The 23321-nt window shown below is 40.3% G+C and carries 15 protein-coding genes and 5 tRNA genes; 18 read left to right on the plus strand and 2 right to left on the minus strand.

Translation table 11 applies throughout. The annotated features are described in order from the left end of the window. Positions 1 to 5: 5 nt before the first annotated feature. The 9 genes from J9318_RS06235 (at position 6) to J9318_RS06275 (ending at position 12193) form a co-directional block, all read left to right on the plus strand. Positions 6 to 1025 carry an aspartate-semialdehyde dehydrogenase gene (locus J9318_RS06235; RefSeq protein WP_210562191.1) on the plus strand — a complete coding sequence of 340 codons (1020 nt, stop codon included), beginning with the start codon at positions 6 to 8 and terminating at the stop codon, positions 1023 to 1025. Between the two features lie 248 nt (positions 1026 to 1273). After that, positions 1274 to 4807 (plus strand): FimV/HubP family polar landmark protein, encoded by a 3534-nt coding sequence (locus tag J9318_RS06240; protein WP_210562192.1) that lies wholly within the window; start codon positions 1274 to 1276, stop codon positions 4805 to 4807. 77 nt (positions 4808 to 4884) lie between these two features. After that, positions 4885 to 5664 carry a tRNA pseudouridine(38-40) synthase TruA gene (gene truA, locus J9318_RS06245; protein ID WP_210562193.1) on the plus strand — a complete coding sequence of 260 codons (780 nt, stop codon included), beginning with the start codon at positions 4885 to 4887 and terminating at the stop codon, positions 5662 to 5664. 149 nt (positions 5665 to 5813) lie between these two features. Beyond that, positions 5814 to 6686 carry an acetyl-CoA carboxylase, carboxyltransferase subunit beta gene (gene accD, locus J9318_RS06250; protein ID WP_210562194.1) on the plus strand — a complete coding sequence of 291 codons (873 nt, stop codon included), beginning with the start codon at positions 5814 to 5816 and terminating at the stop codon, positions 6684 to 6686. Then, positions 6686 to 7987 (plus strand): bifunctional tetrahydrofolate synthase/dihydrofolate synthase, encoded by a 1302-nt coding sequence (folC, locus tag J9318_RS06255; RefSeq protein WP_210562195.1) that lies wholly within the window; start codon positions 6686 to 6688, stop codon positions 7985 to 7987. The genes accD and folC overlap by 1 nt, the downstream gene beginning before the upstream one ends. 17 nt (positions 7988 to 8004) lie before the next feature. Further along, on the plus strand, positions 8005 to 8664 hold the full coding sequence (locus J9318_RS06260) for an SPOR domain-containing protein (RefSeq protein WP_210562196.1): 660 nt from the start codon (positions 8005 to 8007) through the stop codon (positions 8662 to 8664). A 65-nt stretch (positions 8665 to 8729) separates the two neighbouring features. Next, positions 8730 to 9221, plus strand: coding sequence for a CvpA family protein (locus tag J9318_RS06265; protein WP_210562197.1), 492 nt, complete (start codon positions 8730 to 8732; stop codon positions 9219 to 9221). A gap of 13 nt (positions 9222 to 9234) precedes the next feature. Continuing rightward, complete coding sequence (gene purF, locus J9318_RS06270) at positions 9235 to 10749, plus strand: amidophosphoribosyltransferase (RefSeq protein WP_210562198.1); 1515 nt, start codon at positions 9235 to 9237, stop codon at positions 10747 to 10749. A gap of 31 nt (positions 10750 to 10780) precedes the next feature. Then, positions 10781 to 12193, plus strand: a complete 1413-nt coding sequence (locus J9318_RS06275; RefSeq protein ID WP_210562199.1) for a tetratricopeptide repeat-containing sulfotransferase family protein — start codon at positions 10781 to 10783, stop codon at positions 12191 to 12193. Positions 12194 to 12384: 191 nt separating this feature from the next. Here J9318_RS06275 and J9318_RS06280 read toward each other — a convergent pair whose 3' ends face one another. Together J9318_RS06280 and folD are read right to left on the minus strand one after the other, a co-directional pair. Further along, the gene (locus J9318_RS06280; RefSeq protein WP_210562200.1) at positions 12385 to 15318 is read right to left on the minus strand and encodes a TonB-dependent receptor; all 2934 of its coding nucleotides are present in this window, start codon (positions 15316 to 15318) and stop codon (positions 12385 to 12387) included. 311 nt (positions 15319 to 15629) lie between these two features. Beyond that, a complete protein-coding gene (gene folD / locus J9318_RS06285; RefSeq protein ID WP_210562201.1) occupies positions 15630 to 16484 on the minus strand; it encodes a bifunctional methylenetetrahydrofolate dehydrogenase/methenyltetrahydrofolate cyclohydrolase FolD in 855 nt (284 codons plus the stop codon). A gap of 283 nt (positions 16485 to 16767) precedes the next feature. Between folD and J9318_RS06290 the strand changes: the two genes are divergently transcribed. The 9 genes from J9318_RS06290 to lon all read left to right on the plus strand — a co-directional run bounded on the left by J9318_RS06290 (position 16768) and on the right by lon (position 23307). Continuing rightward, positions 16768 to 16844 (plus strand) — tRNA-Pro (locus J9318_RS06290). Positions 16845 to 16877: 33 nt separating this feature from the next. Continuing rightward, positions 16878 to 16954 (plus strand) — tRNA-Arg (locus J9318_RS06295). A gap of 28 nt (positions 16955 to 16982) precedes the next feature. Further along, positions 16983 to 17058: transfer RNA gene (locus tag J9318_RS06300), tRNA-His, on the plus strand. 7 nt (positions 17059 to 17065) lie between these two features. Next, positions 17066 to 17150: transfer RNA gene (locus J9318_RS06305), tRNA-Leu, on the plus strand. Positions 17151 to 17172: 22 nt separating this feature from the next. Beyond that, positions 17173 to 17249: transfer RNA gene (locus J9318_RS06310), tRNA-Pro, on the plus strand. 193 nt (positions 17250 to 17442) lie between these two features. Next, positions 17443 to 18750, plus strand: coding sequence for a trigger factor (tig, locus tag J9318_RS06315; RefSeq protein WP_210562202.1), 1308 nt, complete (start codon positions 17443 to 17445; stop codon positions 18748 to 18750). A gap of 92 nt (positions 18751 to 18842) precedes the next feature. Beyond that, the gene (gene clpP, locus J9318_RS06320) at positions 18843 to 19481 is read left to right on the plus strand and encodes an ATP-dependent Clp endopeptidase proteolytic subunit ClpP (RefSeq protein ID WP_210562203.1); all 639 of its coding nucleotides are present in this window, start codon (positions 18843 to 18845) and stop codon (positions 19479 to 19481) included. A gap of 82 nt (positions 19482 to 19563) precedes the next feature. Beyond that, positions 19564 to 20832 carry an ATP-dependent protease ATP-binding subunit ClpX gene (gene clpX / locus J9318_RS06325; protein ID WP_210562204.1) on the plus strand — a complete coding sequence of 423 codons (1269 nt, stop codon included), beginning with the start codon at positions 19564 to 19566 and terminating at the stop codon, positions 20830 to 20832. 123 nt (positions 20833 to 20955) lie between these two features. Further along, positions 20956 to 23307: an endopeptidase La gene (gene lon, locus J9318_RS06330; protein WP_210562205.1), complete on the plus strand. Its 2352-nt coding sequence runs from the start codon at positions 20956 to 20958 to the stop codon at positions 23305 to 23307. The last annotated feature ends 14 nt before the right edge of the window (positions 23308 to 23321 follow it).

Genomic DNA, 23321 nt, shown 5'->3' on the forward strand with positions numbered 1-23321 from the left:
AAAGAATGTCAGAACAAAAATATAATATTGCTGTATTGGGGGCCACAGGTTTAGTTGGCCAAAACATCATAGAAGGGCTAGCGGAAAGAAACTTTCCTGTTGGGGAGCTGTTCCCGTTAGGGAGTGAACGTTCAGCAGGTGACAGCATTTCATTTAAAGGGAAAGATATTGAAGTGCAAAACGCGGCTGATTTTGATTGGGCACAAGTCCAATTAGCAATCTTTAGTGCAGGCTCTGATGCATCTAGACGTTATGCGCCGATTGCAGCTGATATGGGCGTGGTTGTTATCGACAACACATCTTATTTCCGTAACGAACCAGATGTACCTCTTGTGATCCCTGAAGTTAATCCTCATGCGCTAGCTGACTTTAGAAACAGAAATATAATTGCGAATCCAAACTGTTCGACTATTCAGATGTTAGTTGCATTAAAACCGTTACACGACGCGTATGGAATTGATCGTATCAATGTCTGTACATATCAATCAGTGAGCGGTGCAGGCAAGGGGGCAATTGATGAATTAGTGGCTCAAACCGCCCAGTTGATGAATGGCCGTCCAGTAGAAACGGAGCATTTTCCTGTACAAATGGCATTTAACGTTATCCCTCAAATAGACAGCTTCGAAGACAACGGATACACCCGTGAAGAAATGAAGATGGTTTGGGAAACGCATAAAATAATGGGTGACGAATCAATTCGAGTAAATCCAACGGCGGTTCGAGTGCCTGTCTTTTACGGTCATGCAGAGTCTATTCATGTTGAGTTACGCCAACCCGTCTCTGCAGAAGATGTAAAGAACGTACTAGCAAATGCGCCTGGCGTTGCATTAATGACGGAAGATAAAGACTATCCAACTCAAGTAACACACGCTAGTGGGCAAGATCAAACCTTTGTTGGCCGTATTCGCGAAGATATTTCTCATCCAAATGGTATAAATTTATGGGTAGTGGCCGATAACGTTCGTAAGGGCGCGGCAACGAATAGTTTGCAAATTGCGGAACTACTCATTAAAGAATATCTGTGATTTAAATAAATATTTTATAAGCCTCGAACCTACCGAGGCTTTTTTTTGGTCTAAATTTAATAAACCGACATAAAGTTGACAGAATTAAGTGGTACAAGCTTTGCTTTACTTTTTTAAAGTGTTTAAATAATTAATGATGACTTGAGTTATTTTTGTAGTGTTTTCATCTAAGTTTTTATTGAAAATAGCTCGAGACAACAACCTATTACCGCAAATTGGCGGAATTATATTGAATCTGGAATTTATCAATGCGCTCTAGCTTAAAATTATTTGCTCTGTTTATGTTCATCTTGTCGTTCTCAACGGCAAATTCGGTTTATGCAGATAACAAACTAAAAGGCCCTAAAGGGGTCGACTATGGCGAAATGGGCGAAACATATGGGCCTATCACCAGCCGTGACACCATGTGGAAACTGGGTAATAAATTTAGACACAGAAATAATGTTTCTGTGTATCAAGTTATGGTTGCTGTTTTAAAAAAGAACCCAAATGCTTTTGATTATAATAATTTAAATGGCTTAAAAACGGGTAGTATATTAAAAATACCTAGCCATAAAGAAGTAATGGCGATAGAGCCGTTATATGCAAAAGAACGGGCTGATGCAGACGATAAACTGTGGCAAGACATAATTAGTGGCAAGTTGGACCAAAGTAAAATTGATATCGCATTGGCGCCGATAGAAGCGGCAAAACAAGTCGATGTTACTAACGCAAAAAAAGAAATATCAAAAAAGATAGAACAAGTTGAAGAGAAGCAGGTTAAAGCTTTTGAAACAATCCAAACACAGCTCGATAGTGCAAAAACCCAAAATCAGTCCCTTCAAGAAGAAAACTTAGCCTTGCAAGATAAGCTCTCTGCATTGTCGGATAAATTAACAAACGTAGAGCAAGCAATTGGCAATGAAAGTCAATTAAGACAAGAAACTCAACAAATACTCACTAAACTTGAAGAGTTGTTGTTAAAACAACAAGAAGAATTGGCACTTGCAAAGGCTCAAGCAGAAGATAAAAGTGTTTTCGATGAAATAAATGAGTTTTTATCGTCAACAACAGGAATTATTGTTCTGTCTACCTTACTTTCGTTATCTGTTTTAGTAGGTTTAGCGTTATTTCTCAAAAAGAAATCAAACACTGAATCGAACCCTTTAATGGATCCGTTATCTGCACCTCTTGATTCGCCAATGGCAGGAAGTTTTAGTGAAGCTCCAGATTTAGATATCGCCTCTGATTTAGATGTAGATGACAGTCTAGACTCATTGGATCCATTTAGTGATGACCTGTCTGGTTTAGATGACGCGCTAGAAGATGATCTCGATGGCTTAGATATGGACGATGATCTATTAGATGATGACTCTTTAGACGATGTTTCATTGGATGACGATGAGCTGTTATCCGATGAATCCGCATTTGATGACTCTGCTTTCGATGATTCTATTGATGACGATCAGTTACTCGACGATGGCTCTGAGTTACAAGAAATAGATCTTGCCGATGATGAAGAAGAGTCAATCGTACAAGCAGGTGACATTGATGCCTTGCTGGATATGGATGACGACGACTCACTTGATGCATTAGATGATGATCTTACCGATCAGCTTAGCGAAGACATGGATGAAACTGATATTGTGACAGATGAATCTGTTGCAGCCGATATCGACCAAGGTGCAGCACCTGACGATGATATGGATACAGGTGTAAATGATTTAGACGATGAGCTTGGTTTAGATGAAGACGACTTCGACATAGATTCGTTGATTGAAGAGGCCGGCGATACCGAGGCAATAGACGAAGAACCAGAAGTATTGACTGGTGATGACTTTGATATTGACTCTTTGATTGAAGACGAAACTGATTCTGAAAAGGAAACTAGCGAACAGCCAGATTTAACTGAAGATGACATTGAAGAAGTAGCGCTAGAGGATGACGACTTTGATATTGACTCGCTAATTGATGGTGCTGCCGGTTCAGCAGAGCCAGAATTAGAAGCTGAGCCAGAAGCTTCGTCAGAAATAGATGCCGGCGATATTATATTAGAGGATGATGATTTTGATATCGACTCTCTAATTGATGATGCCGCCGAGTCAACTGAACCTGAACCAGAAGCTTCGTCAGAAATAGATGCCGACGATATTACATTAGAAGATGATGATTTTGATATCGATTCTCTAATTGATGATGCTGCCGAGTCAACTGAACCAGAACTAGAATCTGAGCCAGAAGCTGAACCAGAACTAGAAGCTGAACCAGAATTAGAAGCTGAACCAGAATTAGAAGCTGAACCAGAGCCAGAACTAGAGGCTGAACCAGAACTAGAATCTGAGCCAGAAGCTGAACCAGAGCCAGAACTAGAGGCTGAACCAGAACTAGAGGCTGAGCCAGAACTAGAGGCTGAGCCAGAACTAGAAGCTGAACCAGAATTAGAAGCTGAACCAGAACTAGAAGCTGAACCAGAATTAGAAGCTGAACCAGAACTAGAAGCTGAACCAGAACTAGAAGCTGAACCAGAACTAGAAGCTGAACCAGAAGTCGAAGCTGAGCCAGAATTAGAAGCTGAACCAGAACTAGAGGCTGAGCCAGAACTAGAGGCTGAGCCAGAACTAGAAGCTGAACCAGAACTAGAAGCTGAACCAGAACTAGAGGCTGAGCCAGAACTAGAAGCTGAACCAGAATTAGAAGCTGAACCAGAATTAGAAGCTGAACCAGAAGTCGAAGCTGAGCTAGAACTAGAGCCTGAACCAGAATTAGACGCTGATGAAGCTGACGAAATAATTGAAGACCTATCTCATGAAGACGTTGATCTCTCATCAGATGAACAAGAAGACGACCACCCGGTTTCAGATGTGGAGCCGAGTGCAGAGTTAGACGAATATCCTGAGTTAGAAATGGACGATGACGCAGAGCTATCGGAAGAAATTGATAGCGAGTTGCCACCTGTTTCTAATGAAATAATTGACGATGACAATATAGAATTATTTGATGAAACAGAAACAGAAGAGCGTTTAGAAGATACCGATGAAAATGAATCGGTTGAGTCTGAATCTGAAAATGTCGATATTGATGAATTAGGAGACGACCTAGCCGAAGGTGTTGATCTTGGGGGCAACGGCTTTGGCGAGGAAAATATATCAAACCTGTTATCAGAAGGTAGTGATATTGACGACGGTTTCTTAGATGACGATTTAATAAATGCGAGCTTCGATGAAAGTGATATCCACAGCCTTCTAGCTGATGATGAATCACTCATAGGCGAGTCTGTAGAAGATGAAATTGAAACGTCGAGCAAAACTGATGATGTTTCGTTTGAGATCGATGAATTAGAGCAAGCCGATTTTGACCAGTTATTAGCTGAACTATCTGATGAGAACCAACAGGTCAATGAAGCCACTGAAGCTGAACCTGAAGCTCCAAATTTAAACGAAGCAAATGAGCAGTCGGAGATAAGCAGTGATAATATCGATGACGACCTACTTGATGATCTAGATGAAGACTTTTTAAGTGTCGATAATCTAATGGATGACCTAGATGATGATGATTCAGAAATTCCTGAGGATTTAGACATTGATGTGGGGCTAGACGATTTTGATGAGTTAGCGTCAAGTAGAGGCTCGGTCGATGTTGATACGGAAGCTGGTGGAATGGCTTCGGAATTAGATCTAGCAAAAACCTACATTGAAATGGACGATGTGGAAAATGCGAAGCTAATTTTAGATAAAATTGCTTTAAGTGATAATAAAGAAGCTAAAGAGCAAGCGCTCTCATTATTAGATGAGTTAAATGGTTAAAACCAAATAGTAATTCATAGTATAATCAACGCAGATTTTTTATAATTCTGCGTTTTTTATTTTTAGGGCAATATAATATGCGAATAGCGTTAGGTATAGAGTACGACGGTGCACAGTTTTTTGGTTGGCAGAGACAAAGAGATGTCACCACTGTTCAAGAGTGCTTAGAAGCTGCGCTGTCAAAAGTTGCAAATCATAAAGTTGATGTGTTTTGTGCCGGACGAACTGACGCTGGCGTTCACGGTACAGGTCAAGTTGTTCACTTTGATACAGAATCCATCCGTGGTGAACGAGGCTGGACGATGGGCATAAATGCAAACCTTCCAGATGCAATTGCCGTCACTTGGATGAAAGAGGTCCCTGATGACTTCCACGCACGTTTTTCAGCAACAGCACGACGTTATCGCTACATTATTTATAATGAAAAGTTACGACCAGGAATCCTAAACAAGGGGTTAAGTCATTATCATATGCCCTTAAATGCTGACAAAATGCATGAAGCTGCACAGTGCTTACTTGGCGAAAATGACTTTTCTTCGTTCCGAGCCGCGCAATGCCAATCGAACTCTCCAAATCGCAATGTTCATTTTGTTTCAGTAACACGCCAAGGCTCGTTCGTTATCATAGATATTAAAGCAAATGCCTTTGTTCACCATATGGTAAGGAACATAGCGGGTAGTCTTATTGCAGTGGGTAAAGGTGAGCAGGAAGTGAGTTGGATGGCTGACTTACTTGCAAAAAAAGATCGAACTCAAGCCGCAGAAACCGCGAAACCGAATGGCCTTTATTTAATCGATGTAGATTATCCTGAAGAGTTTAATTTACCGAATTCCAAACTTGGTCCTCTTTTTATCTAATGTTGTGACCATTTCTGATTCTTTTTTAATCTTTTTACCGACAAATAAGACCAGTTTAAGCAAGTTTTTATATAAAGGTTGTGTTTTAATAGGCGCAGATTTTTCATCTTGAATGAATAAAGTGGACAACTTTTATAAGGCAGTAACAAATGAGCTGGATAGAAAAGATTCTACCAAAGACAAATACCTCAACTAAACGAAACATTCCTGAAGGTGTTTGGACAAAGTGCACAAGCTGTGATGCGATTTTATATAAAAACGATTTAGAAAAAGAACAAGGCGTATGTCCTAAATGTGATCATCACATGCGTTTAACGGGTCGTAAACGACTAGAGTTGTTTTTAGATGCGGGTGAAAAAACGGAAATTGCAGCAGATTTAGAGCCACAAGATGTGCTGTCATTCAGAGACACTAAAAAATACAAAGATCGTATTTCAGCGGCACAAAAGCAGAGTAAAGAAAAAGACGCGATGATCGTACTAAAAGGTCGTGTCAAAGGTGTTCCATGTGTTGCTGCATCATTTGAATTTTCATACATGGGCGGTTCCATGGCAACGGTCGTGGGTGAAAAGTTTGTCCAAGCTGTGAATGTTTGTATCAATGAAAATATCCCATTAATTTGTTTTTCAGCATCAGGTGGTGCTCGAATGCAAGAGGCTCTATTCTCTTTAATGCAAATGGCAAAAACGAGTGCTGCATTAGCAAAACTTAGTGATAAAGGGATTCCATTTATATCAGTGCTCACTGATCCAACAATGGGTGGAGTTTCGGCAAGCTTAGCAATGCTAGGTGATATTAATATCGGTGAGCCTAAAGCTCTTATAGGCTTTGCTGGCCCTCGCGTTATTGAACAAACTGTGCGAGAAAAGTTACCTGAAGGATTCCAACGAAGCGAGTTCCTTCTGGAGCATGGTGCCATTGACATGATTGTGGATCGACGAGAAATGCGCAATACAGTAGCGAGATTGTTTGCAAAAATGTGTAAACTACCGTCACTGGAAAAAGAACATAGAACCGCGTAATGAGCAATTCAACATTTCAAAGCCAGTCACTAAACGACTGGCTTTTTTATTTAGAGCAACAACACCCTACTGAGATTGACCTTGGTTTATCAAGAGTCGACTCTGTTGCAGTAAAAGCAGATATTAAAAATCTAGGTGCTAAAAAAACAGTACTTGTTGCGGGAACCAATGGTAAAGGGACAACAATACGATTTATTGAAATGACCCTACTTAAATTGGGTTATAGGGTTGGTGTGTTTAGCTCGCCGCATTTGTTTAAATACAATGAAAGAGTTCGTATAGATGGTGAATTACTCGATGATGAAACACACGTAGAGGCTTTTGAGTTTATTGAGCAACACAAAGAAGGTACCTCGCTTACTTATTTTGAATTCTCAACGCTAGCTGCATTTAAAATTTTTCAAGATTCAAAGCTCGATGTGGTTCTAGTGGAAGTTGGTTTAGGTGGGCGTTTAGACTCAACAAACATTATCCAGCAAGATATATCTGTAATTACTAGTATTGGTTTAGATCACACTGACTGGTTAGGAAATACGCTTGAAGCGATAGCCTTTGAAAAAGCGGGTATCTTTAAAAAAGACAATTTAGCGATTATAGGCGAAACTAACCCTCCTAAAACGATAAAGCAACAGGCAGATTCGTTGCAGGTAAGTCAGACCTTATGGAGTGGCAAAGAATTTAAATTTAGCAATGCAAAAATGGGTGAAAATGCTCAAGAGTTTGCTGCATCTAGATGGCACTATAATTATGGCAATTTAGAATTCAAAAACTTACGAGCTAACTTCGTTCCCAAACAAAATATAGCAACCGCCATCACAACGCTAATTGCATTGGAAGTAAATTTAAATGAAGCAATACTAAACCAAGTTATTGCAGATTTTTCACTGCCTGGAAGAATGCAAATACTTAAGACTCAACCCTTGCAACTTGTTGACGTTGCGCACAACCCACATGCAGTTAACTACCTAAATGAAACACTTATAGCGAATCCGTTATTTAATCAACGTAAATGCACTCATGCCGTTGTTGCTATGATGAAAGACAAAGACATTAAGGACACATTAGAGCTACTAATTGATAGAATAGATCACTGGCATTTAGGTGATCTTCAGGGTAACAAAAGGGCGGCAAGTGCTACGGATATACAAGCAATTTTATTAGATTTAGGTGCGAAGCAAGTTTCTGTATATGAGTCACTACCTAAGGCTTGGCTTGAGGCTGAAAAGCATCAGCAGACAGAAGAGCTTTTACTTGGCTTCGGTTCGTTTTACACTGTGTGTGAAATTCTTAAACTCCAATAAAAGATAAAGAGGCAAAAGTGACAGATTTAATTAAACAGCGATTATTAGGGATGTTAATAGTTGTTATTGTGGGAGTCGTATTTATTCCTGATCTATTGGATGGTAAGAAAGAAACGACAAAAGCCGACTTCAAAAAGATTCCTGACAAGCCTATGTTCGACCAAGAGGCAAACAACGAAGAATTTCCGGTAGCACTGGTTGAAGAGACTATATCTAAAGTTCCTCAAGAAGCTGATGAAAAGGCGATTGATGATGAAGTTACAGAAGTTGAAAATGTCGAGGTTCAGTCGGTAGCAGAGCAAAATAACCTTGATGAATCACAACCAGAAGTGGTGTTGGAAAATAGTGTTTCAGCTACGATTGCAAAAAGTGAGAAGACCAGTTCACAGCCTCAAGAAGCGCAAGTTTCTGTAACTAAGTCTGACTTTAAAAAGCCAATGTGGATTTTACAGCTTGGCAGTTTTAAACATAAAGAAAACGTCGTCACACTAAGAGAAAAATTACGCGAAGCTGGCATTGAAACCTACACTAAGCCAGTACAAACCAAAGCTGGGATACTTTCCAAAGTTTACGTAGGGCCAGAGCAAGACAAAGAAGTGCTGGAAAAAACTCAAATTAAAATTAAAGAAATTAATGGTCTTGTAGGTAAAATTACACGTTTTGAAACGAGAAATTAGTAGCAGGTGCTTTACGCATCTGCTAGACTTCGCGCCGAAAATTACCAGTGGAAAAGTTGTTTTTTATGGTATGGATTGATTACGCAATAATAGCAATTATCGCTATTTCATCGTTGGTTAGCTTGGTTCGAGGTTTTGTAAAAGAATCTGTATCACTTGCCGTTTGGATTGCCGCCTTTTTTGTGGCCAGTCAATTTTATCCCTATTTAGCAACGTACCTAACTGGTATCGAAAAAGAGCTTGTTCGAAACGGCTCAGCCATTGCAATTTTATTCATAATCACCCTTATTCTTGGCGCAATGGTTAATCATATTCTTTCTGAAATAGTCCAGTTCACTGGACTCACAGGCACAGACAAAATGCTTGGAATGATATTTGGTGGCCTCAGAGGCGCTCTAATCGTTGCAGCAACTTTACTCTTTTTAGATACTCTAACGCCAGCTAGCGATTCGCTATGGTGGCAATCCTCAATTCTAATTCCTGAATTCGCTTTTATCGTTGAATGGTTTTTTGAATTGTTACAAGAAAACTCAAGTTTACTGTCTACACAACCTTGATGGAGAACGTATCATGTGTGGTATTGTTGGAATAGTTGGCAAAGACCCGGTTAATCAAATTATTTATGATGGCTTAACGGTCCTTCAACATAGAGGTCAAGATGCCGCCGGTATCGTTACCATTGATGAAGGGAAGTTTCGTCTTAGAAAAGCAAATGGTTTAGTTCGAGATGTGTTTCAAGAACGCCATATGCAAAGACTGCAAGGTAACATGGGAATAGGGCACGTACGGTACCCAACAGCTGGCAGTTCTAGTTCAGCGGAAGCCCAACCATTCTACGTAAACTCTCCATTTGGTATCTCACTCGCCCATAACGGCAATTTAACAAACGCAACTGAACTCAGAAAACATTTATTTAAAGAAGCTCGTCGTCATATAAACACGACATCAGACTCTGAGCTCCTTCTTAATATTTTAGCGCATGAGCTGTGTGAATCTAAGCTAATGGAATTATCAGCTGATAACATGTTTTCTGCGGTACGTCGTCTGCATCAAAATGTGCGTGGCGCATACGCGGTCGTTGCGGTCATTATCGGTCATGGATTACTTGCGTTTAGAGACCCAAATGGGATTCGCCCTCTTGTACTAGGTGAGCGTGAGACGGACAAGGGCACCGAGTACATGGTTGCTTCTGAAAGTGTTGCTCTTGATATTGACGGCTTTAAATTAATCCGTGACGTTGCTCCAGGTGAAGCAATATACATTACAGAGCAAGGTGAATTGTTTACAAAACAATGTTATCCAGATCCTAAGTGTGTTCCATGTATTTTTGAATATGTATATTTTGCTCGCCCAGATTCTAAATTGAACGATATTTCTGTCTACGCATCTCGCGTTAAGATGGGAACCTATTTAGGTCAAAAGATTAAAAAGGAATGGTCTGATTTAGACATTGACGTTGTCATTCCAATCCCTGAAACCAGTTGTGATATTGCATTACAAATCGCTCATGAATTAGATCTACCGTACCGCCAAGGCTTTGTAAAAAACCGTTACGTTGGTAGAACTTTTATCATGCCAGGTCAGGCTCAACGTAAAAAGTCTGTTCGCCGAAAATTAAATGCAATAGGTGAAGAGTTTAAAGGGAAAAACGTATTATTGGTAGATGATTCAATTGTACGTGGAACTACTTCTGAGCAAATAATAGAGATGGCTCGGGACGCTGGTGCCAAGAAGGTGTTTTTTGCGTCTGCGGCTCCGGAGATTCGTTTTCCGAATGTTTACGGTATTGATATGCCGTCACCAAATGAGTTAATTGCTTATGGCCGTGAAGCTGACGAAGTGGCATCATTAATAGGTGCAGACAAATTGATTTATCAATCATTAGAAGACTTAGAGTCTGCGGTTAGAGAGCAAAACCCAGGTATTGAAACGTTTGAAACGTCAGTGTTTGACGGTGATTATGTAACTAAAGATATAGATCAAACGTATCTTGAATCACTTGAAAGTACACGTAGTGATAATGCCAAAGCAAAAGTTACTGAGCCACTTGAAAATGGTTTGGAAATGCATAACGAAGAAAGCTAGAGTGTAGAGAATTTAAAAAGGAATCATTTAAATGGCTGAACATATAAATATTGCAAAAGCGGCGATCGATGATGCCCAAAAGGGGCTACGCGCACCCTTTGTAAAAAAAATCACTGGCTTAGTAGAAAATAAAGCGCCTCTTGGTCCGAATTGGCTTTATTTGGCGCAGTCCTCAGCACAACTAGGCGAACTTAGCTTAGTTAAACAGTGCTTAAAATTTATTGGAAATGATCAAACAAATGTTAAAGAAGTCATTCAAAAGGGCGGATTACTTGCCCAATTAGGACTTGTTGACGACGCGATGATAACTTTGGCCTCAATCCCAGCAGAGAAAAGAGACCACGCATGGTTTCACTTTGCAGGTGTTTTAGCGAGTCAAAAAGGTCAGTTTGATGAAGCTGAAAAGCTACTAGATAGTACGTTAGAGGTTGCTCCGCTATCAGGTCCAACATGGCTTGCGTATGCGAAACTTGGCAAAGTCAATATGGAGAGGTTTAAACAACTTCAACAACTAGAAAACCAGTTCGCTAAAACAGACAAGCTTAATTACTGCCAGTATTTGTATGCAATGGCTGAGCTTTATGATTTGTATGATAACAAAGCCAAAGCAGATAGTTTTTATGATCAGGCAACCGCGGTTGCTAGAAGCATTTCAAGTCCAGAACCTTATATAGTAGAAGAACAACAAGCATTAGTTGAAAAAATTATCACTCAACATGGTGACGAGTTCTTTGATAAATTTCCTGAATCGAGTTCAACTGACACGCCAATTTTTATTATTGGTCAGCCGCGAACTGGCACGACGTTGCTATCTAAGCTACTTACATCGCACTCAATGATACATGGCGGTGAGGAGCAAGTGTTATGCAGTAAGGCGCTTTCTCCTGTCAAAATAGGACAAATTTTTGATGAAAAGACAAAAGCGATTCCTATGGAGCAACATTTAGGGTTAATGGAACACTTTTTATCGCAACACAAGCACCTTTTAAATCAAAAGGGCGTTGCTTCAGCGCATTTGAATGTAGATAAAACACTCGACTTAATTAACTATGTTGGCTTTTTATCAAAAGTGTACCCAAAGGCTTGTTTTGTGTTTGTTGAGCGCGAACAAAGTGATGCAAAATGGTCTTGTTATAAAAACTTCTTTAACGTGGGTCTTGGTTGGTCTTACGACAAAAACCTAATTGATAGCTATTTCGCTGAGTTTGAACGACTCAAAGCTCACTGGTTTAAACATTTAGGTGATAAAGCGATATCAATTAACTATGAGAAACTTGTCACGTCGCCGAATGATGAACTTCAAAAGCTGTGTGAAAGCTTAGATGTATCATTTGAAGATAACATGTTAGCATTTTACAAAACATCAGAAGCAGTTCAAACAGCAAGCTTCAGGCAAGTACGTAATCCGCTTAACACAGATTCAATAGGCCAGGGTCGATTTTAAATAACCCAACATAGAGTATTTAAAAGCCAGCATCCGCTGGTTTTTTTATGCCTGTGTATAGCGCTCTTAATAATTTATAACAGCAATCTTTAACTTTAATAGTGCCTTCATCCGTTTGTTAGATAACATCGATTTATAGGCAAAAAAAAGGCCGGAAAACCGGCCTTTTGTTAATAACTATTTAAGTTATATTAGAAACGGTATGAAGCACTTAGGCGAACATAACGTGGAGACTGCCAGTTTGAAGCTAAACCAAAGTTAGGGTTAACTTGAACGTTTGCAGCATCGTAGTCTTGACCGTCTAAATCGTGAATTTCGTCAACTTCTGTAACAGTATCAGAGTTTAACACGTTAAACACGTCAGCACGGAATGTAACTTCAGACTCGCCTAAAGGCATAGTGTAGCTAGCAGATAGGTCGATAGACAATACTGAATCAGTACGGCCTTCTGAACCACGTGGTGCTAGTACACCCGCTTTGTAGAATGACTCTGAACCGTATTCACGAGCAAATACGTCTGTTGGGTGGTAACCAAACGCGTTTACAGGACGACCTGACTGCCAAGATAAGTTAGCACCTAGGTTGAACTGTTCAGTGATTTGGTATGAACCATACGCTTTAATTTGGTGAGTACGGTCATTAGGAAGTAAGCCGTATGCGCCATCTAAAAGTCCTGGTTGGTCAAATAGAGTTGTTAGACCAGCATCATCCTGTCCGTTATCTGAACGAACGTAACCTTCGTTGTTACCTTCAGATTTAGACCAAGTGTAGGCTGCTTTAAACATCCATACGCCGTCCCAACCTTTTTCAACAGAAACGTCGATTGCTTTGTATTTACGGATTGACTCAGGGTAGTTTAAGTCAGAAGCCGGAATAGTATAAGCTTGTTCTTTAAGAGGACCGTCACCATCTGGGTCAGTCGTGATTGTCATGTCTGTGCCTGGGTTACCCAATACATAGTAGTGGAAACCAGAACATTCAGTACAGCTTGAACCAAACTCACGCTCTACATATTTGTTTAAACCGAAGTCAACTGCAACGTCTTCGATTGTTACACCTAGCTCACGGTATGTACCTTGAACAGCCATGCTCCACTCATCGTTAAGTTGGAACTGGTAACCTAAGATGAACTCGTCTGAGTACATAGGATCCATGTTCGCATCTACGATAGACTTTTTATCTGGAACGTCGCCGTCAGAGAATACTTGGTCAGCACGAGTTTTTGCACCAGAGATTACTGGAATACCTAGCGCTTCGTTTTCATAACCGTTAAATGCCCAGAACTCATGAATATAAGTTTCAGCACCTGCTAAACGAATGTTTGTATTCGCAGCAACAGGTAGGTAGTAACGACCAAAGCTAGCCCAGATTTTAGACTCGCCATCGCCATTTACATCATAAACTGCGCCTAAACGAGGAGCCCACTGGTTGTTAAGTTCAACAAATGACTCGCCCGCACCGTTCAAGTTTTCAAATGAATCGTTACGAAGACCTAAGTTAAGAACTAGTTTGTCGTTTACTTGCCATGTGTCTTGAATGTAATAAGCAAAGTTACTAGATTCAAATGAACCACCTGAACTATATGTACGACGACGGACTTCAGTTTCAACTGGGTTCGCTGGATCTGAATCGTCTAGGTAGAATAGGTAGTATGCGCCACCAGACATTACTGTCTCTTGGTTTGCAGTTAGTTTCTCTGAGTCAACACCAACGCGGATTTCGTGATCGCCTAGGTAGATATCAGCATCAACACGGAATACTTCACGTTTGTCATCGCCAGCACCAATTGAGAAGTTAGCCCAATCGCCGCCAGGTACAAATGAGTTAGTAGACGCGTAGTTGTAGTATACAGCTGGGTTAGCATCTAATGCACTTTGAGTTGTACGGTCTGTTTCGTTTACACCGTACTGTGCAGAGATTGATAAGCTGTCGTTGATTACAGAAGTATATTTAAGTGTCCAGTTCAGACCACCAACTTCAGAGAAACCAGCTTTAGGGGTTTCAGATGCAGCACCGTTAAGTGTTGGTGTACGAATGTTATCTACAGTACCTTTATCAGAGAATGATGTAAGTTCAATGATGTTGTCGTCATTGATGTACCAGTCTAGTTTTAAGCCCCAGAACGCATCTTCATCTACGTTTTCGTAGCTGCTGCTGATTACGCCATCTGCGCCAAGTGTTTGAGAACCTTCGTATTCAAATACGTCTGAACGTGGGTTATACAATGTGTAGAAGAATAATTTGTCTTCAATGATTGCACCAGAAGCCCAGATGTTAACGTCCCAAAAGTCGTTCTTGTCTTTTGTGTTGTTAATGCGGTAAGTACCGTTGTCACGAATTTGTGAAGGCTTGTCTTCACGTAACGCGTCTGGTTCGAATTGAGCATTGATGCCCCATTTGAACTCGTTGCTACCAGATTTAGTTTTTGCATTGATTACGCCGCCCATTGCGCGACCGAACTCTGCAGAGTAACCACCAGTTTTAACTTCGAAAGACTCATACATTTCGAAAGGAGGTTGAGAGCTACCAACACCCGTACGGAAGTTAGTAAGGTTTAGACCGTTTACAAAGTAAGCATTCTCAGCAACTGACGCACCACCAATTGATGGTAAGTTACCGAATGCGCTGTCACCTTTAGTTGTACCAGGAGCTAATAGAGCAACACCAGTAAGGTCACGAGGTACCGGGACTTTATCGATAGTTAAGCTATCTACTACGATACCAGTGTTTGAGCTAGTTACGTCAACTAGAGAAACAACACGACCTGTAACAGCGATACGCTCAATACCAGCTTCTTGAAGTTGGATATCAAGGTTTACTTTACCACTGATACCAACATTTACGTTGTCTTGAACAGTTGAAGTGTAACCGTCTTTACTTGCTGTAACCTTATAGGTACCAGCCGGAAGAAGAGGAAAACGGAACGTACCTGAAGCGTCAGAAACAACTGTACGACTTAGGCCCGTATTTTTGTTTTCGATTTGTACCGTAACTGAACCTAGAGTGGCACCAGTAGTAGAAACAGCGTTACCTTGGATTGCACCGCTATTTGCCATTGCTGGCATAGCAGAACCAAGTGCAGCAGCGACCGTGATCGCAGCTAAACTTTTATTGAATTTTTTCATTGTTAGTTCCTGAAAGTTATTTTTAGTTTTACTAGTCAAAATTGTTGTAATATTTAGAACCGATGACCAGCATCTGCTATTGATACTAAAGTTGGTTGGATAATTCAACCATTAACAGCAAAAATTGTTAAAGAAAGTGTAAAGTTTGGAAAGGTTGATTGAAAATCGAACAGGAAAAGGCCGGTTTCATTTTTTGTTAATAAATACAACGAAATGTTTAAATTAACAAAATAGAGGGTATAACAAGTTTATTCCCTCTATTAATGTATCTTTTATAATCCTGATATTTAACTAAATTAGTTTAAATTGAGTTAGCTATGAAATTTTTCACAAGCCTCTAAAGTGTTTTCTACTAATGAAGCGACTGTCATCGGGCCAACACCACCAGGAACCGGCGTAATCCAAGATGCACGCTGGAAAGCTTCGTCAAATTGAATATCTCCAACTAAACTTCCGTCCGCTAAGCGGTTGATACCTACATCAATAACAATAGCGCCAGGCTTCACCCAGTCTCCAGGAATAAACTCAGGCTTACCTACTGCCACCACTAAGATATCAGCCTGACGAACTTGCGCTTCTAAATCCTGCGTAAACTTATGGCAAACTGTAGTGGTACAGCCAGCAAGTAATAATTCAAGTGACATTGGACGACCCACAATATTGGATGCGCCAACAATAACCGCATGTTTACCTTTATAGAATACATGCGTGTTATCTAACAGCGTCATGATGCCTTTAGGTGTGCATGGACGAAGGGCAGGGACTCGTTGTGCTAGTCGTCCTATATTATAAGGATGAAAGCCATCAACGTCCTTGTGCGGATGTATGCGTTCAAGTACACGCTCAGGGTTTAAACCATGTGGTAATGGAAGTTGAACTAATATGCCATCTATCTCAGCATCGTTATTTAGCTCATCTATTAATGCGAGTAATTCTTTTTCTGTTGTAGTTGCTGGAAGGTCATAGGATTTGGACGTTAAACCTACTTCTTCACACGCTTTCTTTTTATTGCCTACGTATACTTGTGATGCAGGATCTTGACCTACAAGTACCACAGCGAGTCCAGGCGCTCTTCTATTTGCTTTAATTCTGGCACTTACACCTGTTTTTACTTTATCTCGAACGGTTTGGGCGATGGCTTTACCATCTATAAGTCTGGCAGTCATTGAACACTCTTATATAGTAGAAGTTAATTTTGCAATGTGATTGTAAACCTTTGCAAATAAAATCTCATTGATAAAAGCACACTTAATGAAAAAAAAGTTGGCTATAAAATTATGAAATGGAGCGTTTTTTATACTAAAATAGCGGTTATCGAATAAAACATTAGCAAGTTGGGTTAAAAATCACCAAACAGTATAAATTCTTTAAAAAAGTGTTTGACTGAAATGGGGGTTATCCGTAATATGCCGCTCTGTCGCGAGGCAACAAGTTCTCAAAGCAAAAAGTCGGTGTTTAGCGCAGCTTGGTAGCGCACTTCGTTTGGGTCGAAGGGGTCGCAGGTTCGAATCCTGCAACACCGACCATCTTTTGTTTTTAGAATGTAGCCCGTAGGTTATGCGCCCGTAGCTCAGCTGGATAGAGCAACGCCCTTCTAAGGCGTCGGTCGTAGGTTCGAATCCTACCGGGTGCGCCATTTGTTTCGTTGACAAGTCTATATTGCGGTGATTGTAGCTCAGTTGGTAGAGCCCCGGATTGTGATTCCGGTTGTCGTGGGTTCAAGTCCCATCAGTCACCCCATCTTTTTGCGGGAGTGGCGGAATTGGTAGACGCGCTGGATTTAGGTTCCAGTATCGCAAGGTGTGAGAGTTCAAGTCTCTCCTTCCGCACCATTATCTACTTATATAATATTGTCGGTGTTTAGCGCAGCTTGGTAGCGCACTTCGTTTGGGTCGAAGGGGTCGCAGGTTCGAATCCTGCAACACCGACCATTATTATTATCTCCGTTACACACTCATAAAAATCAAAATATCTTCCCTAAGTGCACATTATTTATTCTATTTCGGTCCCTTTTGCGTGGACGATTCAAAAAGACACAGCTATAATGCGCCGTCATTTTAAGAACAATAATATTGGGCCCGAGATTTTCATATTGGTCACAAAGTTAATTAATTGAGGTAGAACATGCAGGTTTCTTTAGAAACGACTCAAGGTTTAGAGCGTAAAATTACTATCACTGTTCCAGCTGAAACAGTTGAAACTCAAGTTAAAGCACGTTTACGTGAAGTTGGTAAAACAACTCGTATCGATGGTTTCCGTAAAGGCAAAGTACCAGTTTCAGTTCTAGAGAAGCGCTACGGACAGTCAGTATTTGTAGAAGTTGCTCAAGAACAGATGCAACAAAACTACATCCAAGGCATTATCCAAGAAAAAGTAAACCCTGCGGGCGCGCCTTTCTTTGAGCCAAAGAACATGAAACGTGGTGAAGACTTAGAGTTTTCAGCGACGTTTGAAGTATACCCAGAAGTTTCGTTAGATAACGTTGATAAAATCTCTGTTGAACGTCCAGTAGCCGAAGTAACAGATGCTGACTTAGATAACATGATGGTTACACTTCAAAAGCAACAAGCGTCATGGGTTGAGTCAGACGAAGCTGCTGCTGAAGGTCACCGTGTTAATATCAACTTTGTTGGTAAAATCGATGGTGAAGAGTTTGAAGGCGGCAAAGCGGAAGGTTTTGATTTAGAGCTAGGACAAGGTCGTATGATCCCTGGTTTTGAAGACGGAATCCTAGGTAAAAAAGCTGGTGAAGAAGTAACTGTAAACGTTACATTCCCTGACGAGTACCACGCTGAAAACCTTAAAGGCAAAAAAGCAGAGTTCGCTGTTACAGTAAACAAAGTTGAAGCGCAGCAGTTACCAGAATTAAATGACGAGTTTGTTACTAAGTTTGGTATCGAAGAGGGTGGCGTTGACGCACTTAAGGCTGAAGTTAAAAACAACATGACTCGTGAATTAGGCCAGGCGCTTAAAGCTAAAGTTAAAGAGCAAGCGATTAAAGGTTTATTAGAAGCTCATGAGCTTGAAGTTCCTAAAGCGTTAATCGATCAAGAAGTGAATGCATTACGTCAACAAGCGATGCAACGTTTTGGTGGTCAAATGGACGCGAGCAACATGCCTGAGCTTCCTGCTGAATTATTTGAGCAACAAGCAAAAGACCGTGTTCGCACTGGTTTGTTACTTGGTGAATTCATTCGCACAAACGAAATCAAAGCAGATGACGCTAAAGTAAAAGAAATCATTGAAACTCAAGCTTCAGCTTATGAAGATCCTTCAGAAGTAGTAAACCACTATTATGGCGACGAAAAGTTAATGGAAAATATCCGTAACTTAGCGACTGAAGATCAAGCGATTGAAATGTTACTTGAGAAAGCCAAAGTTGAAGAGAAATCATTCAGCTTTGACGAAATTATGAACCCTAAGCAAGCATAATTAAAAATCGCATTGACTTAAGGGTTGAATAAAGGATTTAATGGCTCGATATACAAAACGTATGTCGAGCCATTTTTGTTTAAGGAAGTTTTATGATTAACCACAATAGTAATGTGGTAGCTGGATTTGATGATCCAAGCAACGCATTAGTCCCTATGGTCGTTGAGCAAACGGCAAAAGGTGAACGTTCTTATGATATCTATTCTCGCCTTTTAAAAGAACGTGTCATTTTTTTAACCGGTCAAGTTGAAGATCAAATGGCGAACTTGATCTGTGCTCAGCTTCTTTTTTTAGAGTCTGAAAACCCAGATAAAGACATTTATCTTTATATAAATTCACCTGGTGGTTCTGTAACTGCAGGTATGTCAATTTATGACACAATGAATTTCATTAAGCCAGATATTGCTACTGTATGTATGGGCCAAGCGGCTAGTATGGGTGCATTTTTATTATCAGGCGGTGCTAAAGGTAAGCGTCACTGTTTACCGAACTCTCGTGTAATGATTCACCAGCCATTAGGTGGATTTCAAGGTCAAGCATCTGATTTTGAAATTCATGCAAAAGAAATTTTGTATATCAAAGAAAAACTAAACCGTTTAATGGCGGATCACTCTGGTCAACCATATGAAAAAGTCGCAAAAGATACAGACCGCGATAATTTCTTAACGCCAGAAGATGCGTTGGAGTATGGTTTGATCGATTCTATTCTTACTCGTCGCGATTTAAAGTAAGTTTATTAGTTAACCCACTGGGTTAATACGAAATATTTGACTAACATTAATATTAGTCAAGCTAGCAAAGTGAGGTGACTCTATGTCAGAACCTACAGAAAATGACAGTAAGCTACTGTATTGTTCATTTTGCGGCAAGAGCCAGCATGAAGTTCGAAAACTAATTGCCGGTCCTTCTGTATATATCTGTGATGAATGTGTTGATTTGTGTAACGACATTATCAGAGAAGAAATTAAAGAAATATCGCCAAAGCGTGATGCTGAATCATTACCAACGCCACGAGATATTCGTGAGCATTTGGATGATTACGTTATCGGCCAACAACATGCTAAGAAAGTGCTAAGTGTCGCGGTTTATAACCACTATAAGCGTTTACGTAATGCGGACACAAATAATGGTGTTGAGTTAGGCAAAAGTAATATCTTACTGATAGGGCCTACTGGTAGCGGTAAAACGTTATTAGCTGAAACGTTGGCTCGCTTCCTCGATGTTCCATTTACCATGGCCGATGCAACAACATTAACTGAAGCTGGTTATGTTGGTGAAGATGTAGAAAACATTATTCAGAAGCTGTTACAAAAATGTGATTACGATGTAGAAAAAGCGCAGCGCGGCATAGTATACATTGACGAAATAGATAAGATTTCTCGTAAATCTGATAATCCGTCGATCACTAGAGACGTGTCTGGTGAAGGTGTACAACAAGCTTTACTTAAACTGATTGAAGGCACAGTTGCTTCTATTCCACCGCAAGGCGGGCGTAAACACCCTCAACAAGAGTTTTTACAGGTTGATACCTCTAAAATACTATTTATATGTGGTGGTGCTTTTGCAGGTCTAGATAAAGTAGTTAGTGCGCGTTCTGAGACAGGTACAGCTATCGGTTTCGGTGCCGAAGTTAAGTCGAGTAAAGATGAGACGACGCTAACAGAGCACTTTCAAAACGTAGAGCCAGAAGACCTGGTTAAATATGGATTAATTCCAGAATTTATTGGCCGTCTTCCGGTAGTTGCAACTTTAGGTGAACTAGATCTGGATGCGCTCGTACAAATACTAAGTGAACCTAAAAATGCGTTAACTAAACAGTATGGCGCGTTGTTCGATTTAGAAGGTACTGAGCTCGAGTTTCGTGAAGATGCACTTAAAGCGATAGCTGCAAAAGCAATGGCACGTAAAACAGGCGCTCGAGGATTGCGTTCAATTATTGAAGCAACCTTGCTAGATACAATGTATGAACTACCTTCTATGGAAGATGTTTCAAAAGTTGTTATCGATGAATCTGTTATTGACGGTCAGTCTGATCCTATTTTGATTTATGACAATCAAAAAAGTAAGGCTTTGCCTGAGTAATATTTGCGCAAGTATCGATAAAAAGGAGTCATTTGACTCCTTTTTTGCTTTCAGCAATTGAACTTTTTATGAGTCACCCCATATACTTAATTATTACTATTAGAATGCAGAGAACTCATCAATATGACGCATGAAGCAGAACATTCAAACATTCCAGTTTTAGCACTTAGGGATGTTGTCGTTTATCCCCATATGGTTATTCCCCTTTTTGTTGGTCGGGAAAAATCTATCGCATGTTTAGAACAAGCAATGGAAAAAGATAAAAAAATCTTTTTAGTAGCCCAGGTTGATCCAGCTAATGACGATCCAAAGCCGGATGATATGTATAAAGTGGGTACCGTCGCCACTATTCTTCAGTTACTAAAACTTCCTGATGGGACAGTTAAGGTTTTAGTAGAAGGAAATGTTCGCGGAAAAATTATCAAATTTACTGAAACAGATGATTACTTCGAAGCTGAAGTTGAGCCAATTGCAATCGCAATGGCAGATGAGCGTGAAGAAGAAGTTTTGATTCGTTCTGCAATTAATCAATTTGAAGGCTACATCAAGCTTAATAAAAAAATTCCTCCAGAAGTGCTCACTTCCGTAACTGGTATTGAAGATGCGGACCGACTAGCAGATACCATGGCGTCCCACATGCCACTTAAAGTCGAAGAAAAACAAAAAGCATTAGAAATAGAAGATGTTCATGAGCGTCTAGAATACTTAATGGCGCTGATGGAAGGCGAGATAGATCTCCTTCAAGTTGAAAAGAAAATCCGTAGCCGTGTTAAAAAACAAATGGAGAAAAGCCAGCGCGAGTATTATTTGAATGAGCAGATGAAAGCAATTCAAAAAGAGCTAGGCGAAACGGAAGACGGCGTAGATGAGTTTGACGCGCTTGAAGCAAAAATTGCAGAAGCAGAAATGCCAGAAGAGGCAGAACAAAAAACCAAAGCTGAACTTAAAAAACTTAAAATGATGTCAGCCATGTCTGCAGAAGCAACCGTTGTTCGCGGTTATATCGATTGGATGACAGGCGTTCCTTGGAAAAAGCGCAGTAAAGTTAAAAAAGACCTAAATAAAGCGCAGGATATTTTAGATTCAGACCACTATGGATTGGATAAAGTTAAAGAACGTATTTTAGAATACCTAGCAGTACAACAGCGAACTAGTAAATTAAAAGGTCCAATTTTGTGCTTAGTCGGGCCTCCAGGTGTAGGTAAAACATCACTAGGTCAATCTATTGCTAAGGCAACGGGACGTAAGTATGTGCGCATGGCATTAGGTGGCGTTCGTGATGAAGCTGAGATCAGAGGTCATCGCCGCACTTACATTGGTTCCATGCCAGGCAAAATCATCCAAAAAATGAGTAAGGTTGGTGTTAAAAACCCGTTATTCCTATTGGATGAAATAGATAAGATGAGCTCTGACATGCGTGGTGACCCGTCATCAGCATTGTTAGAAGTTTTAGATCCAGAGCAAAACGCAGCGTTTAACGATCATTATCTAGAAGTTGACTACGATTTATCTGACATCATGTTTGTCGCAACGTCAAATAGCATGGACATTCCAGGTCCGTTGTTAGATAGAATGGAAGTTATTCGTCTAGCTGGATACACAGAAGATGAAAAGTTAAACATTGCAAATCAGCACTTAATTAGTAAGCAAATCAAACGTAACGGTTTAAAAGCCAATGAGTTAACGTTAAAAGACAGTGCAATTATCGATATTGTTCGTTATTACACCCGTGAAGCTGGTGTACGAAGTTTAGAACGAGAGATATCTAAAATATGTCGTAAAGTTGTAACGCAAATATTAACGAATAAAGATACGAAAAGCGTTGTTGTTGATGGCGAAAATTTAGCTGAATACCTTGGTGTGCGCCGCTATGATTATGGTAAAGCCGACGAAGATGATCGTATTGGACAAGTTACGGGTCTAGCTTGGACTCAAGTTGGCGGTGATTTACTTACCATAGAGTGTGCAACGGTACCTGGTAAAGGCAAGCTTGTTTATACTGGCTCTTTAGGTGACGTTATGAAAGAGTCGATTCAGGCAGCTATGACTGTAGTGAAGAGCCGCGCAGAGGGCTTAAGAATTAACGCTGACTTCTCAGAGAAACGCGATATTCATGTTCACGTGCCAGAAGGTGCAACACCAAAAGATGGGCCAAGTGCCGGCATCGGCATGGTAACAGCTTTGGTATCAAGCTTAACTGGTAACCCAGTTAAGGCCGACGTTGCAATGACAGGTGAAATCACGCTTCGTGGCGAGGTTCTTGCGATAGGTGGACTGAAAGAAAAACTATTAGCAGCACATAGAGGTGGAATTAAAACAGTTTTGATCCCGCATGAAAATGAACGTGATTTGGAAGAAATTCCAGATAACGTTAAGAAAGACTTGATTATAAAGCCTGTGAAGTGGATTGATGAAGTTCTAGATGTCGCGTTAAGTCAGCCAATTGAGCGAATTTCGACTGAAAATTGCGCATAAGTGAAGTTTTTTTT

Origin of the sequence: Psychrosphaera aestuarii (genome assembly GCF_017948405.1) — a bacterium.
Taxonomy (GTDB): domain Bacteria; phylum Pseudomonadota; class Gammaproteobacteria; order Enterobacterales; family Alteromonadaceae; genus Psychrosphaera; species Psychrosphaera aestuarii.

Bases quoted from the DNA above. Each gene is read 5' to 3' on its own strand.
- J9318_RS06235 (WP_210562191.1), top strand. From the start codon at position 6: ATGTCAGAACAAAAATATAATATTGCTGTATTGGGGGCCACAGGTTTA.
- J9318_RS06240 (WP_210562192.1), top strand. From the start codon at position 1,274: ATGCGCTCTAGCTTAAAATTATTTGCTCTGTTTATGTTCATCTTGTCG.
- truA (WP_210562193.1), top strand. From the start codon at position 4,885: ATGCGAATAGCGTTAGGTATAGAGTACGACGGTGCACAGTTTTTTGGT.
- accD (WP_210562194.1), top strand. From the start codon at position 5,814: ATGAGCTGGATAGAAAAGATTCTACCAAAGACAAATACCTCAACTAAA.
- folC (WP_210562195.1), top strand. From the start codon at position 6,686: ATGAGCAATTCAACATTTCAAAGCCAGTCACTAAACGACTGGCTTTTT.
- J9318_RS06265 (WP_210562197.1), top strand. From the start codon at position 8,730: ATGGTATGGATTGATTACGCAATAATAGCAATTATCGCTATTTCATCG.
- purF (WP_210562198.1), top strand. From the start codon at position 9,235: ATGTGTGGTATTGTTGGAATAGTTGGCAAAGACCCGGTTAATCAAATT.
- J9318_RS06275 (WP_210562199.1), top strand. From the start codon at position 10,781: ATGGCTGAACATATAAATATTGCAAAAGCGGCGATCGATGATGCCCAA.
- J9318_RS06280 (WP_210562200.1), bottom strand. From the start codon at position 15,318: ATGAAAAAATTCAATAAAAGTTTAGCTGCGATCACGGTCGCTGCTGCA.
- folD (WP_210562201.1), bottom strand. From the start codon at position 16,484: ATGACTGCCAGACTTATAGATGGTAAAGCCATCGCCCAAACCGTTCGA.
- tig (WP_210562202.1), top strand. From the start codon at position 17,443: ATGCAGGTTTCTTTAGAAACGACTCAAGGTTTAGAGCGTAAAATTACT.
- clpP (WP_210562203.1), top strand. From the start codon at position 18,843: ATGATTAACCACAATAGTAATGTGGTAGCTGGATTTGATGATCCAAGC.
- clpX (WP_210562204.1), top strand. From the start codon at position 19,564: ATGTCAGAACCTACAGAAAATGACAGTAAGCTACTGTATTGTTCATTT.
- lon (WP_210562205.1), top strand. From the start codon at position 20,956: ATGACGCATGAAGCAGAACATTCAAACATTCCAGTTTTAGCACTTAGG.